Genomic DNA, 13779 nt, shown 5'->3' with positions numbered 1-13779 from the left:
CCGGACGTCGGGCTGGAAGCCGCAAGTGCACCGCAACTCACAGTTCTTCGGACGCTTACCCGCAGGAAACACAGCCGAAACCGCTGGTGCCTAGCCTTGGACTGCATAACACTTCGGCGAATCGAGGCAGTCATGCAGACCAACCCGCGGCTCAACATCCGTCAGGTCACCTGGGCGAACCCCGTCGGCGCGGACCTGAGGGCCGCCCAGCAGGCGGAACTCGAGGCCCGTTTCGGCCGGCCCGACCACGAACCCGGCCCGCCGCCGTCGGAAGCGGACACGGCGGTGTTCCTGGTGGCGCACGACAAGGCCTCAGGGCAGCCGGTCGGCTGCGGCGGCCTTCGCATGCTGGACGCGCACACCGCGGAAATCAAACGCCTTTACGTGCTGCCCTACACCCGCGGCTCGGGAGTGGCGAGCTCCATCCTCGCGGCCCTCGAAGCCCACGCCTACGCGCTGGGGATTACCACCTTGACGGCGGAGGCCGGCTCGGTGCAGACCGACGGGCGGCAGTTCTACGAGAACTCCGGCTTCGTGTCCGTGCCGAACTTCGGCCCCTATGTCGGCATGGTGCACTCGTACTGCTACGCGAAGCCGATCGATTCGCACAGCGCCGCGCACACCGCCATGGCGTGAGGCCGCGCGGCGCCGGGCCGCGGCGTCACACAACGCCGCCCGTCACGGAGTCGGCTAACCTCGCACTATGGAACCGGCCGACATCACCTTCCGCACCCGCAAATGGGTGCGGCCCGAGGACCTCAACGCCAACGGCACCCTGTTCGGCGGGAGCCTGCTGAAGTGGATTGACGAGGAGGCGGCCATCTACGCCATCCTGCAACTGGGCAACGGCCGGGCCGTCACCAAGTACATCTCCGAAATCAACTTCGTCAGCTCCGCGGTCCAGGGCGACCTGATCGAAATGGGCCTGACCGCGACCCGCTTCGGCCGGACATCCCTGACCATGCGCGCCGAAGTCCGGAACATGATCACGCGCCGCAGCATCCTCACCATTGATGAGATCGTCTTCGTGAACCTGAGCCCGTCCGGGAAGCCCGAGCCGCACGGCTACACCGAAATCACCTATGACCGGGACCGGATTCCGACGCACCACCTGACCGAGACCCTGGACCAGGACTAGCCAAGCCCAGCAGCGCGTCCCGCACAGGCTGGCCCCGCTCCGCCAGGGCCAGCCGCATCACGGCCGACGACGCCCACCGCAAAGCCTGCGTGCGCAGGTGACGCGCCCGGTTGTAGGCGCTCAGCGCCTCCTCCACGGGCCGGGTATTGAGCAGCGCCGCGAGGGTCACGGCGTCGACCAGCGCCTCGCAGGCGCCCCGGCCAAGGTTGGGTGTCATTGCGTGGGCGGCATCGCCGAGCAGTGCCACCCGGGCGCGGACATAGCTACCAAGCGGCGGCGCCGTCCAGATCCGCTGCGCCAGGGTCGTTTCCGGTACCGCGGCGGCCAGGACGTCGCGGATGCCCGGGGCGTAGCCGCTATAGCGGGCCCGGGTTTCCGCCAGGACCGCGGCGACGTCGAGGCTTCCGCGTCCCGGACCGGAGCGGAACGCCGCGTACCAGTTGGTCCCGGCCGCCGCGGGACCAATCCCGAAGAGCTGCCCGCGGCCCCAGTATTCGCCCGTGTGTCCCCGCCACAGCGATCCGGGAACCACGCCGCGGACCGCGAGGTAGCGGGTCGGCCGGGCACCGGAGCGGGCGCCCCAGCAGCTGCGGCGCACCGCGCTGTGGACACCGTCGGCGCCCACCACGAGGCCGGCGGGACCGGGCCGGACGACGTCGAGGCGGCCGGACACCCGGCGCACGCTGCCCGGAACGGCACCGTCGAGGAGCCGGATGAGGTCAACCCGGGACACGCCGATCAGCCCCGTCGCCTGCGCTGATGTCCATGGCCTCCCGGAGGCCGCCCGGACGGTCATGCCGTCGATTGCCGGGCTGGCGTCCCTGACGGCGTCCAGGATGCCCAAAGCGCCGAGGGCGCGCTGGGCCGCGGGCCACATGGCCAAGGATGTCCCCACGGTCGGGAGCCCGTACCGCTGTTCGGTGACGGTGACCTCGAAACGCGCGGGATCCAGCCGGGCTGCAAGAGCCAGCCCGGCGATGCCGCCGCCGATGATGGAAACAGCTTGCGGGCGGGGCCGATCGTGCGGTTGTCCGGTCAGGTCCAGAAATCGTCTGCCTTGGCCGTGTCCTCGAAGAACTCCCGCCCTTCCGTGATCTTGCCGTCGCGGACCACAAACGTGATGACGGTGGCCATGTCCAGGGTCTTGCCGTTGTTTTCACCGCGGGTCTGCTGGATTGCTACCGTGTAGTTTTCGCCGCCGACGATGTCCTCGAGGTTGGCTTGGAAGGAACCCTGGGTACGCGCTCCCAGTTCGCCGAAGTATGCCAGGACCGCGTCGCGACCCTGTTTGGTTCCGGACAGCACGCCACTTCCGGCAACGTGCCAGACTGCGTCCTCCGCGAACAGGTCGCTGAGGGTCGCCATATCCCCTGCGTTGAAGGCCGCATACCCCCGCCGGACCAGTTCAACATTCTCTGCCGTTCCCATGATCGGATACCTCTCCGTCGTCCTTGTCGGGCCATGCTGGGACGGTTCAAGGCTAGTCCTGGCCCCGGTGCCTGTCGACGGAAATATGCGCTTCTTCCTCAGGCCTGCCGGCGTCCTAGCGGGCGCCCGGCCAGCCGGTGTAGGCCTCCGCGAGGTAGGCGCTGCCGTGGCGGGAGGACACCACGGACTGGAGCTCGCCAAGCTGGCGGGCACGGGAGAAGTCATCGGCGCCGGCCGGGGTGTGCAGCATGGAGGTCATCCAGTAGGAGAACTGCTGGGCCTTCCACACCCTGTTCAGGGCGCGGTCGCTGTAGGCATCCAGGAGCGCGGCGGAGCCGGTGGCGTAGAAGCTGTCGAATCCTTCGAAGAGGACCTTGACGTCATGCAGCGCCAGGTTCAGGCCCTTGGCCCCGGTGGGCGGCACGGTGTGCGCGGCGTCCCCGGCGAGGAACAGGTTGCCGTGCCGCATGGGGGCGTGGACAAAGCTGCGGAACTTCAGGACCGTCTTGTCGATCACGGGCCCTTCCTTGACCTCGAAGCCGTTGCCGTTGACGCGGCTGCGGAAGGCGTCCCAGATCCGGTCGTCATCCCAGTTGTCGACGTCTTCGTTGGGATCGCACTGGAAGTACATCCGCTGGACCGTCTCGGTGCGCTGGCTGATCAGGGCGAAGCCGTTCCCGGAGTTGGCGTAGATCAGCTCGTCCGAGCTGCGCGGCGCCTCGGCCAGGATGCCGAACCAGGCGAAGGGGTACTCGTGGAAGTACCACTTGCGGTGCGTCTCGGGAATCTGGAACCGGCAGTGGCTGCGCGAGCCGTCCGCGCCGGCGATGAAGTCGGCCTGGAGCTCGTACTCGACGCCGTCCGCATCCGTAAACCAGACCTTGGGCTTGGCTTCGATGTCGTGGATGGTGGTGTCCGTGACGCTGTACCGGACGTCCCCGCCGTCGGCCTTCCGGCGTGCGGCGAGGTCCAGGAACACGTCCGTCTGCGGGTACAGCCACACCGATTCCCCGACGAGGTCCTGGAAGTCGATCCGGTGGCTTTCACCGTTGAAGCGCAGTTCGATTCCGTCATGGCGGTCACCGTCACGCAGCACGCGGTCGGAGACGCCGCTGTCGACCAGCATATTGACCGAGCCGTGCTCCAGGATGCCGGCGCGGACCGTCTCGGAGATCTCCTGGTGACTGCGGATCTCCAGGACGGTGGATTCGATGCCGGCCTTGGCCAGCAGGTGGGACAGCATGAGCCCGGCCGGACCGGCCCCGATGATGGCTACCTGGGTGGTGATGACTTTTCGCTGTGCCATGTGCGTCTCGCTTCGTTGCGGGGTCCCGGGGGGCGGGCGCCTGGGGCCGGTTGGGTTCGTCTGGCTAACAGTGTGCTCCCCCGGCCGTGGTGCGCGTTACAGGGATTCCGCTGAATGGAATGCCGGGTTTTCGCGGGGCTCGCCAAGCCGCCGCCCGATCCCGCGCGCCGCGGTCTGGAGAGCGGGAACGAGCGCCTGCAGGCGCACTTCTCGAAGGGGAACGACGACGCCGAGGGCCGCCACCGCGTGCTTCCTGCGGTCCAGCACGGGAACCGCGATCCCCCACGTGTCCGGGTCTACGACGCCGGCCAGCTGGGCATAACCCTGATGGGCGGCTTCGCCCAGGAGGGCGCGGAGGTCCTCCAGGGCCAGCCGGCCGGTCGGATCACTGAATCCCTCAAGGTACTCGGCCTGGACGGGGCGGGGCTGGTTGGCCATGAGCACCAGCCCGGCGGAGGACACGTGCACGGGCATCCGCCCGGCCACCTGCGCCCGGTTGGCGACGGAGCCGCGGCGGGACAGCCGCTCCACAAAGAGCGCTTCCCGCCCGTCCAGCACGGCGAGATTCACGTTTTGATGCAGCACCTGCTGGATGTCCTCCATGAACGGCAGGGCGGCCTGGCGGAGCTCGAGCGTGGGCGAATTGCGGTTGGCGAGTTCCCAGAGCCGCAGGCCCAGGCTGACGGAGCCGCCGGGGCCGACGTCGAGCAGGCCATGTCCGGCGAGTTGCCGGACGAGCCTGTGCGCGGTGGTCAGGGGGAGCTCCGCCCTCGCGGCAAGCTCCGAGAGCTGCAGCGCCGTGACACCTTCGGGGAACGCGGCAATTAGCCGCAGGACCCGGTCCACCACCGAATCGCCGGAGTTCGAATTGGCCACCTTGCCCCTTCCGTTGAATGGTTTTAAGTGTCCCATGCAACACGGTGCAGTGATAGAACTCTCACAATGGAAAGAGGCCGGCCGGCACCGGACGGCCGCTCGGAATCACATAAATACTAATGCTGAGGTAACAATGTCAACGTCGTCATTGGACAAGTCGTCATCGGGGGAGAAATCACGGTGGCCCGTGTGGCTCTGCTGGCTGGCCATGGTGCTGGACGGCTTTGACCTGGTGGTGCTCGGCACCGTCATCCCGACGCTCATCAAGTCGCAGGAACTTGGCTTCGATGCCGTTGGGGCGACGTTCGCGGCAACCGTCTCCCTGGTGGGTGTGGGGCTCGGCGCGCTCTTCATCGCCCCGCTCTCGGACCGCCTCGGCCGGCGGAACCTGCTGGTGGCCTGCGTGGCGTGGTTCTCCCTCTTTACGATCGCTGTCGTCTTCGCACCCAACGTGGCGTGGTTCAGCACGTTCCGGCTGCTGGCCGGCCTCGGCCTGGGCGCCTGCCTGCCCGCCGCCCTGGCGTACATGAACGACTACGCACCCGCCGGAACGGCCGGAAAGTCCACCACCCGGACCATGACCGGGTACCACGTCGGCGCCGTGGCCACCGCGTTCCTGGCCCTCATGGTCATTCCGAGCTGGCGGACCATGTTCGTGGCCGGCGGCCTGGCCGGCTTCGCCCTGGTTCCCTTCCTGTGGTTCAAGCTTCCGGAGACCCTCCCGCCGGTCCACCACATCCCCGCCGCCGCCAAGTCCCCTGCCGGCACCCCGGCGGCCACCCCGGACAGAGCAGTGGCCGCGGCGGAAGCCGCGTCCGTGGCTGCACCGGCGGAAGAACGCGCCAGCTTCCGCGACCTGGGCCGCAAGCCCTACCCGCTGATTGCGGCCGGCGTGGCCGTGGCGTCCTTCATGGGGCTGCTGCTGGTCTACGGCCTGAACACCTGGCTGCCGCAGCTCATGGCCTCCGCCGGCTACAGCCTGAACGCCGGCCTCGCCTTGCTCCTGGTCCTGAACGTGGGCGCCGTGGTGGGCCTGCTGATCGCCGGGGTCCTGGCGGACCGGCACGGCACCAAGAAGATCGTCCTGCTCTGGTTTGGCCTCTCCGCCGTGTTCCTGGCCGCGCTCAGCATCCAGATCCAGAACGAAGTGGTGCTCTATGCCGCCGTCTTTGTCACCGGCGTGTTCGTCTTCAGCTCCCAGGTTCTGGTCTACGCCTGGGTCAGCCAGCTCTTCCCGGTCCGCCTGCGCGGCACCGCCCTTGGCTTCGCCGCGGGAGTGGGCAGGCTGGGAGCTATTTTGGGCCCGGCCGTCACCGGCGCGCTGGTGGCCGCCGGCATCGCCTACCCGTGGGGCTTCTATGTTTTCGCCGCCGCCGCGGTCCTGGCGGTCATCGCCCTAGCCTTCGTCCCGCAGACCGTCCCGGCTGTGTCCCGCACCGGCGCCAGCGTCGGGCACTCCTAGCCGTCAGCCACTCCTAGGGGAAGCGCTCCGGGGTCTGCGCCTCGCGGCGGCCCCTGAGTTTGCGCCACGCGCCGGGCGCCAGCACGACGGCGATGCCGACGGCGGCGCCGATGATGGTCTCGACGATTCTGTCGCGGAGCAGGATGCCGGGCGGAACGGGCGCCACGAGGAGCGTGGAGGTCAGAGCCAGCGGCGTGACGAAAACCTGCGCCAGCATGTACTGGCGCGCGATGAACATCTCGGCGCCGAACTGGCACGCCGCAATCACGAGCACCGTCTGCCAGGGCGTCGGCTGCAGGAGCAGGATTCCGGCGAGCAGCACCAGCCCCAGGGCGGTGCCCGCGATGCGTTGCAGGCCGCGGCTGACGCGGTGCCGGGTGGTGTGGCCCACGAGCGGTACGACGGCGGCCACCATCGCCCAGTAATTGTGGCCAATGCCCAGCCATTCCCCGGCCAGGGTACCCAGCGTTCCCGCCAGGCCTGCCGCCACGAGGTAGCCCCAGCTTTCGTGCCACGCGGTGCGCTTCTCGTCCGGAGTGAGGGCCGCCGGCCTCGGATTCACCCACGGGGTCCGGTGGCTCCGGGCCACGCGCGAGGACTGGCCGAGCAGCAGGGAGAAAGCCACCGTGAGGACCGCCACCAGCATGGCCTGCCACAGCGGCGGCTGGTTGGGGATTGACGCGATGGCCGCGAACGCGAAGATATGGAACAGCGAACCGGAGGGACGCAGGCGCCACCACGCGACAACCAGGGAGCATCCCCACGCGATCACGGTGGTGGCCACGACCAGGACCCACGTGGTGCCGGCCGCCGACAGCCCGGCCAGGGCGTCCAGCCGCGCGGTGAGGGCGGCCAGGAACATCACCAGCAGCATCAGCCCGCCGCCGCGGACCTGCAGGGTCAGGCGCCTGGCGTGCGGCGCGTTGCGGCCGTAGATGCCGGTGAAGGCGCCGAAGGAAGCGTAGATTGCCAGATCCAGGCGGTCCAGCAGCACCAGCGTGATCAGCGGAACAAAGACTCCCACGGCGCAGCGGAAGGCAACCTGGTGGTCCTTGTTGCCCGGCGCGATGGTGAACATCTCGGCGAACACTTTCATAGCGCCGGCCTCACAGCGAAAAAGTTCTTCATGGGCGGGTTCTCAGGCGTTTGTTCATGAGGTCGGGACGCCTTTCGTTGCAGCCGGAGTGTTACGACGGCGGCGCTGGCATCCAAGACGGAGTTTACGCCGGAACGGCGCGGCCGCGGCATCGGAATCCGTTGATCGGGATCGGCCGGCTGCACCGCGAAGTGGTAGCGTCTATCGGTTGAATCAAGCCCGCAACGCACACCGGAGGTTCCCCATGCTCAAAGGATTCAAGGATTTCATCCTGCGCGGCAACGTGATCGAACTGTCCATCGCCGTCGTGGTCGGCACCGCTTTCACCGCCCTGGTCAGCGCGTTCACCTCGAACATCGTTAATCCGATCCTCGCGGCCGCCGGCGGCGTCCAGACCCAGGGCCTGGGCTTTCACATCTGGCCGGGCAACGACAAGACCTTCGTCAACATCGGCGCCGTGGTGACAGCCTTCCTGACCTTCCTCATCACCGCCGCGGTGGTGTACTTCATCTTCGTGGCCCCCATGAACCGGATCAACCGAATGGTCAAGAGCCGGCTCAGCGCAGCCGAGCCCGCGGAAGAGCCGATCCCGGCCGACACCGCGCTGCTGGCCGAGATCCGCGACCTGCTGGCCAATCTGGCCGGCCCGGAAGCCGGTGCCAACCGCGCCCGGGTCGAGGAGCACCCGGACGGGGAACGCACGGACGGGGAACACCCGGACGGGAAGATGCAGTCGTCCGAACCGGCCGGAGTCGCAAGCCGAACTCACGCCTGAGCCCTCGTTGCTGTGCGCCCTCTGGCGGGCGGGGGTTCCGGAGTGCTTTGATGTAGACGCCCCCGCCGCGCGAGCCTGGATGCCAAGGAGGAACACCATGCCGGATGTTCACTGGAACCACGAGCTGGTGGACCAATTGGACTGGCACTTTGCCAACCAGGCCCGCCCCCGTCTGGACGGGTTGACTGACCACGAGTACTTTTGGGAGCCGGCGCCGGGCTGGAATGTCCGCCGCAGGGACGCCTCAACACCCCCGGGCGCGCCGGGTTCGGGCGATTTCACCATTGATTTCAGCTACCCGGAGCCCGTTCCCGCTCCGGTGACAACCATTGCGTGGCGCCTGTGCCACATTCTGGTCGGCGTCCTCGGCGCACGCACGGCATCGCAATTTGGCGGTCCTGCGGTGGACTACCAGTCCTTCGCCTACCCCGGCACCGCGGCCGGGGCACTGGCCCAGCTGGACGAGTACTACCACCGGTGGATCCAGGGCGTGAAGGGCCTCCATGAAGCGGGTTTGGCGGCGCCCTGCGGGCCGGCCGAGGGTCCTTACGCCGATGCCCCGATGGCAGCACTGGTCCTGCACATCAACCGCGAGATGATCCACCACTTGGCCGAAGTCGCCCTGCTCCGCGACCTCTACGCCCACCGTGGCTTGCTCCGGCACGGCGTGGAGGCTGGGCCGGGCTTGTAACAGCCCGCTCTCCTGACCTGTGCCGGTCCCGGTTCCGGCGCGAAACCGTCACCCTGCGGCAATCCGGCCGAAACAGCCGGCCGGAATCATGGGAGCATGACGCGCAACGCTACCGGCAAAAAACCTGCCAGAACCCCAGGCAAAGCCCAGCCCCCGGCCACCTCCGAGTTGAGCTGCGAAGTGTGCGGCCAGATGCCCGAACCGACCAAGGCGCGGCTGACCCTGGCCAACGTCGCCGTGATGCTTCCGATTGAGCTGCTGGTGCACGCGGCGGTGGTGGAAACCCATCTGCCGTACGTTGCCAAGGTCCTGGTCCTGACCATGACCGCGACCATCCTGGTGATTTGGGTGGCCGAACCGTCGGCGGCCCGGATGCTCAGGGGCTGGCTTCATGCCCCGGCCCTGCGCCACCGCAAACGGCTCGGCGCCGCACCCGCCCTGTGGCGGGCGCGGACCGTCCTGAAAGACAAGCCCGGGTCGCTGCAGAAACTGACGCAGGCCCTGGCCGGGCTGAACACGAACATCCTCAGCATTCATGTTCACCCCGTGGCCGGCGGTGTGCTGGACGAGTTTGTCCTCTCGGCACCCGGTGAAGTCCGCGAAGCCGAGCTGCTCCGGGCGCTGCGGGCCGGCGGCGGAGCGGATCCGCACGTCTGGCCGACCACCGCCCTGGCCATGGCCGACGGGCAAACCGGCGCGCTGAGCCTGGCCGCCCGGATCGCCGCCAGCCCGGAGGAGCTGCCGCTGGCGGTCGCGGAACTGCTGCGGGCACGGATCATCACCGGACCGGCTGCCGGCAAGGCCGAGGCTTCGCCCCGGACGGGCGGTGACGGGACGGTCCTGAAAATCCCTACGGCGTGGCACGGCCCCATTACGTTTTCCCGGCCCGGCGAGCCGTTCACGCCTGCCGAATCCGCCCGCGCGCACCGTTTGGCCGAACTCGCGGAGATCCTGGCGCACCGGCCGGCGGCGCGTTAGCCGGCCCGGCCGGCCGGTGAAAGGGCCGGCCGGGCAATGGTTGGCCCGGGGTCAGATGCCTGTCATCCGGATGGTGAGGGCATCCTGCTCGACCGTGACCTTGAGGTGCTTGGCCTTGCCGAGCGGGTCGCCGTCGAGCTGGAATTCCTGCTCGTGGGCGAGTTCGATCTCGGCTGACTTTCCGGCGAAATATTCCACCGACGCGTTCTTGGCGTTCCTCCGGCCGAAGACGCCGGCCAGCACATCCAGCCAGCCGAACCGGCCGATGGGCGCCAAAATCACGACGTCCAGGATGCCGTCGTCGATCTTGGCGTCGGGGAAGATCTCCACGCCCCCCATGATCTTGCCGCAGTTACCCACCATCACGCTGCGGATCCGGCGCCGTACCGGGTGCTGGCCGTCAATGCTGATTTTCGCCCTGATGGGCTTGCCCGGCAGGTGCCGGATGCCCGCTTCGACATAGGCGAGCCAGCCCACGCGGTCCTTAAGTTCGTCCACCGTGTTGGCCATGATGGCGGCGTCGTAGCCCAGACCGGCCATCACCAGGAAGGTGGACTCCTCCTCGGCGTGGTCCAGCGACGCCTTCACCACATCCACCTTGGTGTCCGTGCCGCTCAGGACGTCGTAGCTGGCAGCCACGGGGTCGGTGATGTCGATGCCGAGATTGCGGGCCAGCAGGTTGCCGGTCCCCAGGGGAACCAGGCCCATCGGCGTTCCGGTGCCTGCGAGGACCTCCGCCACGCAGCGGACCGTTCCGTCGCCGCCTGCGGCGATCACGACGTCGACTCCGGCCTCCAGCGCCTCGCGGGCCTGGCCCAGCCCGGTGTCCTCCTTTGTGGTTTCCAGCCACAGCGGCTCGGCCCAGCCCTGGGTCTCGCAGAGGCGGAAGAAGGAGGCGCGGAAGCTCTCGCCGGGAGACTTCATGGGGTTGATAACCACGGCGGCGCGCCGGGACGCTGTATTGTCCCCGGTTTCCAGGGTCTCCGGCGTCGCGGTGCTGTTCTCTGTCATGGCGTCCTTAGGGGCAATTGGGCGAAGAGTACCCGAACTAAAATCCTAGCCGCAGTGCCCGCGTAACCTGCGCAGGGCCAGCACGAATCGTGGACGTGCGCTCCGCAGGCTCACTAGACTGGGCTTCGTGATGTGCCGGACGCTGCGCTCCGGACGCCGAAAGCGGGGGCAGATGACTGAATCAGAAAATTACTCAGCGACGGCAGAATCATCCAGCACTGACCCCCATGACTGGGGCCGGGCGATGGCACTGGCGCTCACACGGCTGGCCGAGCAGATCGCGCCCGGAGACAGCGAAGACATCCATGCCCTGCTGGTGGGCAGGGACTTGCACCTGAAAATCGGTGACGAACCGGGGGGCGTCACGATCACGGTTTCAACAAAGCCCATCCCGGGCCCCGCAGACTCCTGACGGTTCTCTTCCGAGACGTATCTCTTCTCAGACGTATGTCATCCCAGACGTGCCGTCTGGGGCGCGTTTCACCGTCCCGAGGTCAGGTCCTCGGAGATGATTTCCGCCGTGGCCAACGCCGCCTCACGCACGGCCTTGAGGTAGGCATCGGGATCGGGCTGCGCAGACACAGTCTGGGTCTGCAGCGAGACGTTGATCGCCGCCACCACCTTGGGCCCGTCATGGACGGCAGCCGCAATGGACATCAGCCCCAGCTCCAGCTCCTGATCCAGCAGGCACCAGCCCTGGGCGCGAACAGTATCAAGCTCCGCCAGGAGGGCGTCCCGCGTTCCGATGGCTCCGGGAGTCAGTGGCCGGATCTCGGCAGCCGCGAGGTACTCTTCCAGCTTCGCCGGCGGGAGGGCCGCAAGCAGCACCCTGCCCATGGAGGTTGCATAGGCGGGGAAGCGGGTGCCCACTGTGATGCCGACCGTCATGATCCGCCGGGTGGACACCCGGGCGATGTAGGCGATGTCGGTGCCTTCGAGCACCGCGGCCGACGTCGACTCCCCCAGTTCGAGCGAGAGTTCTTCCAGGTGCGGTTGGGCGAGCTGCGGCAGGGACAGCCCGGACAAGTAGGCGTAGCCGAGCTGCAGCACTTTGGCGGTCAGGGCGAAGATCTTGCCGTCCGTGCGGACATACCCCAGCTCCGCGAGTGTGTGCAGGAACCGCCGGGCCGTGGCCCGGGTCAGCTCGGTCCGGGCCGCGACCTCGGTCAGCGTCATCGTGGGGTGTTCCGTGTCGAAGGCACGGATCACGGCGAGGCCGCGCGCCAGCGACTGCACGTACTGGTCGCTGGCCGCGGGCGCGCCGCCACTCTTGGCTGGCTCAATCATTTTTCGCCTCTCGGTCCCGCATCACTTTAGCGGGGCACAGGTTCTCCGGCCGCAGGACTGTCAGCTTGGCTCCGCCGCCCGCAGCGGCATCGGGACCATGGCCTGGAGTTCCTCGAGCGTGCAGCCGAAGGTCTCCCGCACCTGGACGCCGTCGGGGCCGGTCAGGAAGACGGCCTTGTCGGTGTAGACGCGGGTCACGCAGCCGATCCCGGTGAGCGGGTACGTGCAGGTTTCCACGAGTTTGGACACGCCGTCGCGGGTCAGGAGCGTCATCATGACGAAGACGTCCTTGGCGCCGGTGGCGAGGTCCATGGCGCCGCCGACGGCGGGGATCGCGTCCGGGGCCCCGGTGTGCCAGTTGGCGAGGTCACCGGTGGCGGAGACCTGGAAGGCGCCGAGCACGCAGATGTCCAGGTGACCGCCGCGCATGATCGCGAAGGAGTCAGCGTGGTGGAAGTAGGACGCCCCCGGCAGCTCGGTCACCGGGATCTTGCCGGCATTGATGAGGTCGCCGTCGATCTGGTCCCCGGCGGCCTCCGGGCCCATGCCGAGCATCCCGTTCTCGGTGTGGAGCGTGATGTTCTGCTCCGGTTCGAGGTAGTTCGAGACCAGGGTGGGCTGGCCGATGCCGAGGTTCACGAAAGATCCGGGCTGGATGTCGCGGGCCACGAGGCGGGCGAGATCGTCACGGCCCAGCGGCTTGTCGGACGTCTGGAGACCAGCCTGGTTGCCGGTCCGCAGACTCTGGTCATTGGTTGGGATGCTCATCTCAGGCCACCTTCACAATGCTGTTGACGTAGATGCCGGGGGTCACGATGTTTTCCGGGTCCAGGCCACCGGTGGGGACAACCTCTGACACCTGGGCGATGGTGTGCTTCGCGGCGGCGGCCATGATGGGGCCGAAGTTCCGCGCCGTTTTACGGTAGACGAGATTGCCCCTGCCGTCCGCCGTGAGGGCCTTGATCAGGGCGACGTCGGCGTGGATGGGGGTCTCGAACACCTGCCACTTGCCGTCCAGGAAGCGGGTTTCCTTGCCTTCGGCGAGCATGGTGCCGTACCCGGTGGGCGTGAAGAAGCCGCCGATCCCGGCGCCGGCGGCACGGATCCGCTCGGCGAGGTTCCCCTGCGGGACGAGTTCGAGCTCGATCTCGCCGGCGCGGTACTTCGTGTCGAAGTGCCAGGAGTCGGACTGCCGCGGGAAGGAGCAGATCATCTTCTTCACCCGGCCTTCCTTGATCAGCAGGGCCAGGCCCTGGTCGCCCTGGCCGGCGTTGTTGTTCACCACGGTCAGGTCGGTGGCGCCGCACTCCAGCAGCGCGTCGATGAGTTCGAACGGCTGCCCGGCGTTGCCGAAGCCGCCGATCATCACGGTGGAGCCGTCCTTGATGCCGGCGACGGCCTCGCCGACGGTGTCAATGAAATTCAGCATGGCCCTTAACCTTTCACTGGTTGTGCCGTGGGGCGGCGGACACGTTTTCGAGGACGACGGCGAGGCCCTGGCCGACGCCGATGCAGATCGCGGCGACGCCCCAGCGCTGCCCGGAGGCCTGCAGGGACCGGGCCAAGGTGCCCAGGATCCGGGCGCCGGAGGCGCCGAGCGGGTGGCCCATGGCGATCGCGCCGCCGTGCCGGTTCACGATTCCCGCATCGATGCCCCAGGCGTTGATGCAGGCCAGGGACTGCGCGGCGAACGCCTCGTTCAGTTCGACGGCGCCGACCTGGTCCCAGCCG

16 protein-coding genes and 1 pseudogene are annotated in these 13779 nt (G+C 68.1%); 7 read left to right on the top strand and 10 right to left on the bottom strand.

Annotated features, from left to right (window positions below; translation table 11 throughout):
* The first annotated feature begins 132 nt into the window (after window positions 1–132).
* Both AC1DXI_RS18930 and AC1DXI_RS18925 read left to right on the top strand, forming a co-directional pair.
* The gene (locus AC1DXI_RS18930) at window positions 133–636 is read left to right on the top strand and encodes a GNAT family N-acetyltransferase (protein ID WP_043422845.1); all 504 of its coding nucleotides are present in this window, start codon (window positions 133–135) and stop codon (window positions 634–636) included.
* Window positions 637–703: 67 nt separating this feature from the next.
* Window positions 704–1138, top strand: coding sequence for an acyl-CoA thioesterase (locus AC1DXI_RS18925; RefSeq protein ID WP_018775381.1), 435 nt, complete (start codon window positions 704–706; stop codon window positions 1136–1138).
* Here AC1DXI_RS18925 and AC1DXI_RS18920 read toward each other — a convergent pair.
* From AC1DXI_RS18920 to AC1DXI_RS18905, 4 genes are all read right to left on the bottom strand, one after another.
* Entirely contained in the window at window positions 1077–2129 is a 1053-nt protein-coding gene (locus AC1DXI_RS18920) for an FAD-dependent monooxygenase (protein WP_476939906.1), read from the bottom strand. The two genes, AC1DXI_RS18925 and AC1DXI_RS18920, sit on opposite strands and share 62 nt — an antisense overlap.
* 44 nt (window positions 2130–2173) lie before the next feature.
* The gene (locus tag AC1DXI_RS18915) at window positions 2174–2566 is read right to left on the bottom strand and encodes a nuclear transport factor 2 family protein (RefSeq protein WP_476939886.1); all 393 of its coding nucleotides are present in this window, start codon (window positions 2564–2566) and stop codon (window positions 2174–2176) included.
* Window positions 2567–2681: 115 nt separating this feature from the next.
* Complete coding sequence (locus AC1DXI_RS18910; protein WP_476939885.1) at window positions 2682–3872, bottom strand: 4-hydroxybenzoate 3-monooxygenase; 1191 nt, start codon at window positions 3870–3872, stop codon at window positions 2682–2684.
* A gap of 96 nt (window positions 3873–3968) precedes the next feature.
* Window positions 3969–4748, bottom strand: coding sequence for an IclR family transcriptional regulator (locus AC1DXI_RS18905; protein WP_476939884.1), 780 nt, complete (start codon window positions 4746–4748; stop codon window positions 3969–3971).
* A gap of 133 nt (window positions 4749–4881) precedes the next feature.
* On the opposite strand from AC1DXI_RS18905, the gene AC1DXI_RS18900 reads away from it, so the two are divergent.
* Window positions 4882–6210, top strand: a complete 1329-nt coding sequence (locus AC1DXI_RS18900) for an MFS transporter (protein ID WP_476939883.1) — start codon at window positions 4882–4884, stop codon at window positions 6208–6210.
* Between the two features lie 13 nt (window positions 6211–6223).
* On the opposite strand, the gene AC1DXI_RS18895 is transcribed toward AC1DXI_RS18900, so the two are convergent.
* Entirely contained in the window at window positions 6224–7306 is a 1083-nt protein-coding gene (locus AC1DXI_RS18895; protein WP_476939882.1) for an FUSC family protein, read from the bottom strand.
* A gap of 244 nt (window positions 7307–7550) precedes the next feature.
* Between AC1DXI_RS18895 and mscL the strand changes: the two genes are divergently transcribed.
* The 3 genes from mscL to AC1DXI_RS18880 all read left to right on the top strand — a co-directional run bounded on the left by mscL (window position 7551) and on the right by AC1DXI_RS18880 (window position 9750).
* On the top strand, window positions 7551–8081 hold the full coding sequence (gene mscL, locus AC1DXI_RS18890; RefSeq protein WP_476939881.1) for a large conductance mechanosensitive channel protein MscL: 531 nt from the start codon (window positions 7551–7553) through the stop codon (window positions 8079–8081).
* Between the two features lie 97 nt (window positions 8082–8178).
* On the top strand, window positions 8179–8772 hold the full coding sequence (locus AC1DXI_RS18885; protein ID WP_476939880.1) for a DinB family protein: 594 nt from the start codon (window positions 8179–8181) through the stop codon (window positions 8770–8772).
* Between the two features lie 96 nt (window positions 8773–8868).
* Entirely contained in the window at window positions 8869–9750 is an 882-nt protein-coding gene (locus AC1DXI_RS18880) for an ACT domain-containing protein (protein ID WP_476939879.1), read from the top strand.
* A 51-nt stretch (window positions 9751–9801) separates the two neighbouring features.
* Here the strand turns inward: AC1DXI_RS18880 and AC1DXI_RS18875 are convergent, their stop codons facing one another.
* The gene (locus AC1DXI_RS18875) at window positions 9802–10761 is read right to left on the bottom strand and encodes a diacylglycerol/lipid kinase family protein (RefSeq protein ID WP_476939878.1); all 960 of its coding nucleotides are present in this window, start codon (window positions 10759–10761) and stop codon (window positions 9802–9804) included.
* Window positions 10762–10933: 172 nt separating this feature from the next.
* Here AC1DXI_RS18875 and AC1DXI_RS18870 point away from each other — a divergent pair, with 172 nt between their 5' ends.
* Window positions 10934–11173 (top strand): hypothetical protein, encoded by a 240-nt coding sequence (locus tag AC1DXI_RS18870; protein WP_476939877.1) that lies wholly within the window; start codon window positions 10934–10936, stop codon window positions 11171–11173.
* Window positions 11174–11241: 68 nt separating this feature from the next.
* On the opposite strand, the gene AC1DXI_RS18865 is transcribed toward AC1DXI_RS18870, so the two are convergent.
* The 4 genes and pseudogenes from AC1DXI_RS18865 to AC1DXI_RS18850 form a co-directional block, all read right to left on the bottom strand.
* The gene (locus tag AC1DXI_RS18865; protein WP_476939876.1) at window positions 11242–12048 is read right to left on the bottom strand and encodes an IclR family transcriptional regulator domain-containing protein; all 807 of its coding nucleotides are present in this window, start codon (window positions 12046–12048) and stop codon (window positions 11242–11244) included.
* A 60-nt stretch (window positions 12049–12108) separates the two neighbouring features.
* A complete protein-coding gene (locus AC1DXI_RS18860; protein ID WP_476939875.1) occupies window positions 12109–12816 on the bottom strand; it encodes a 3-oxoacid CoA-transferase subunit B in 708 nt (235 codons plus the stop codon).
* A 1-nt stretch (window position 12817) separates the two neighbouring features.
* The gene (locus AC1DXI_RS18855) at window positions 12818–13477 is read right to left on the bottom strand and encodes a 3-oxoacid CoA-transferase subunit A (protein WP_018775367.1); all 660 of its coding nucleotides are present in this window, start codon (window positions 13475–13477) and stop codon (window positions 12818–12820) included.
* Window positions 13478–13490: 13 nt separating this feature from the next.
* Window positions 13491–13779: pseudogene (locus tag AC1DXI_RS18850) on the bottom strand (3-oxoadipyl-CoA thiolase); the annotation flags it as partial.

It is taken from the genome of Arthrobacter sp. P1_H7, assembly GCF_056405215.1.
Note: the sequence above shows the minus strand (reverse complement) of the source record. Positions and strands in the feature narration are given on the sequence as shown.

Excerpts from the sequence above, each read along its gene's own strand:
- AC1DXI_RS18875 (WP_476939878.1), bottom strand. The coding sequence starts at position 10,761 with ATGACAGAGAACAGCACCGCGACGCCGGAGACCCTGGAAACCGGGGAC.
- AC1DXI_RS18895 (WP_476939882.1), bottom strand. The coding sequence starts at position 7,306 with ATGAAAGTGTTCGCCGAGATGTTCACCATCGCGCCGGGCAACAAGGAC.
- AC1DXI_RS18860 (WP_476939875.1), bottom strand. The coding sequence starts at position 12,816 with ATGAGCATCCCAACCAATGACCAGAGTCTGCGGACCGGCAACCAGGCT.
- AC1DXI_RS18870 (WP_476939877.1), top strand. The coding sequence starts at position 10,934 with ATGACTGAATCAGAAAATTACTCAGCGACGGCAGAATCATCCAGCACT.
- AC1DXI_RS18900 (WP_476939883.1), top strand. The coding sequence starts at position 4,882 with ATGTCAACGTCGTCATTGGACAAGTCGTCATCGGGGGAGAAATCACGG.
- AC1DXI_RS18865 (WP_476939876.1), bottom strand. The coding sequence starts at position 12,048 with ATGATTGAGCCAGCCAAGAGTGGCGGCGCGCCCGCGGCCAGCGACCAG.
- mscL (WP_476939881.1), top strand. The coding sequence starts at position 7,551 with ATGCTCAAAGGATTCAAGGATTTCATCCTGCGCGGCAACGTGATCGAA.
- AC1DXI_RS18910 (WP_476939885.1), bottom strand. The coding sequence starts at position 3,872 with ATGGCACAGCGAAAAGTCATCACCACCCAGGTAGCCATCATCGGGGCC.
- AC1DXI_RS18880 (WP_476939879.1), top strand. The coding sequence starts at position 8,869 with ATGACGCGCAACGCTACCGGCAAAAAACCTGCCAGAACCCCAGGCAAA.
- AC1DXI_RS18925 (WP_018775381.1), top strand. The coding sequence starts at position 704 with ATGGAACCGGCCGACATCACCTTCCGCACCCGCAAATGGGTGCGGCCC.
- AC1DXI_RS18930 (WP_043422845.1), top strand. The coding sequence starts at position 133 with ATGCAGACCAACCCGCGGCTCAACATCCGTCAGGTCACCTGGGCGAAC.
- AC1DXI_RS18915 (WP_476939886.1), bottom strand. The coding sequence starts at position 2,566 with ATGGGAACGGCAGAGAATGTTGAACTGGTCCGGCGGGGGTATGCGGCC.
- AC1DXI_RS18885 (WP_476939880.1), top strand. The coding sequence starts at position 8,179 with ATGCCGGATGTTCACTGGAACCACGAGCTGGTGGACCAATTGGACTGG.
- AC1DXI_RS18855 (WP_018775367.1), bottom strand. The coding sequence starts at position 13,477 with ATGCTGAATTTCATTGACACCGTCGGCGAGGCCGTCGCCGGCATCAAG.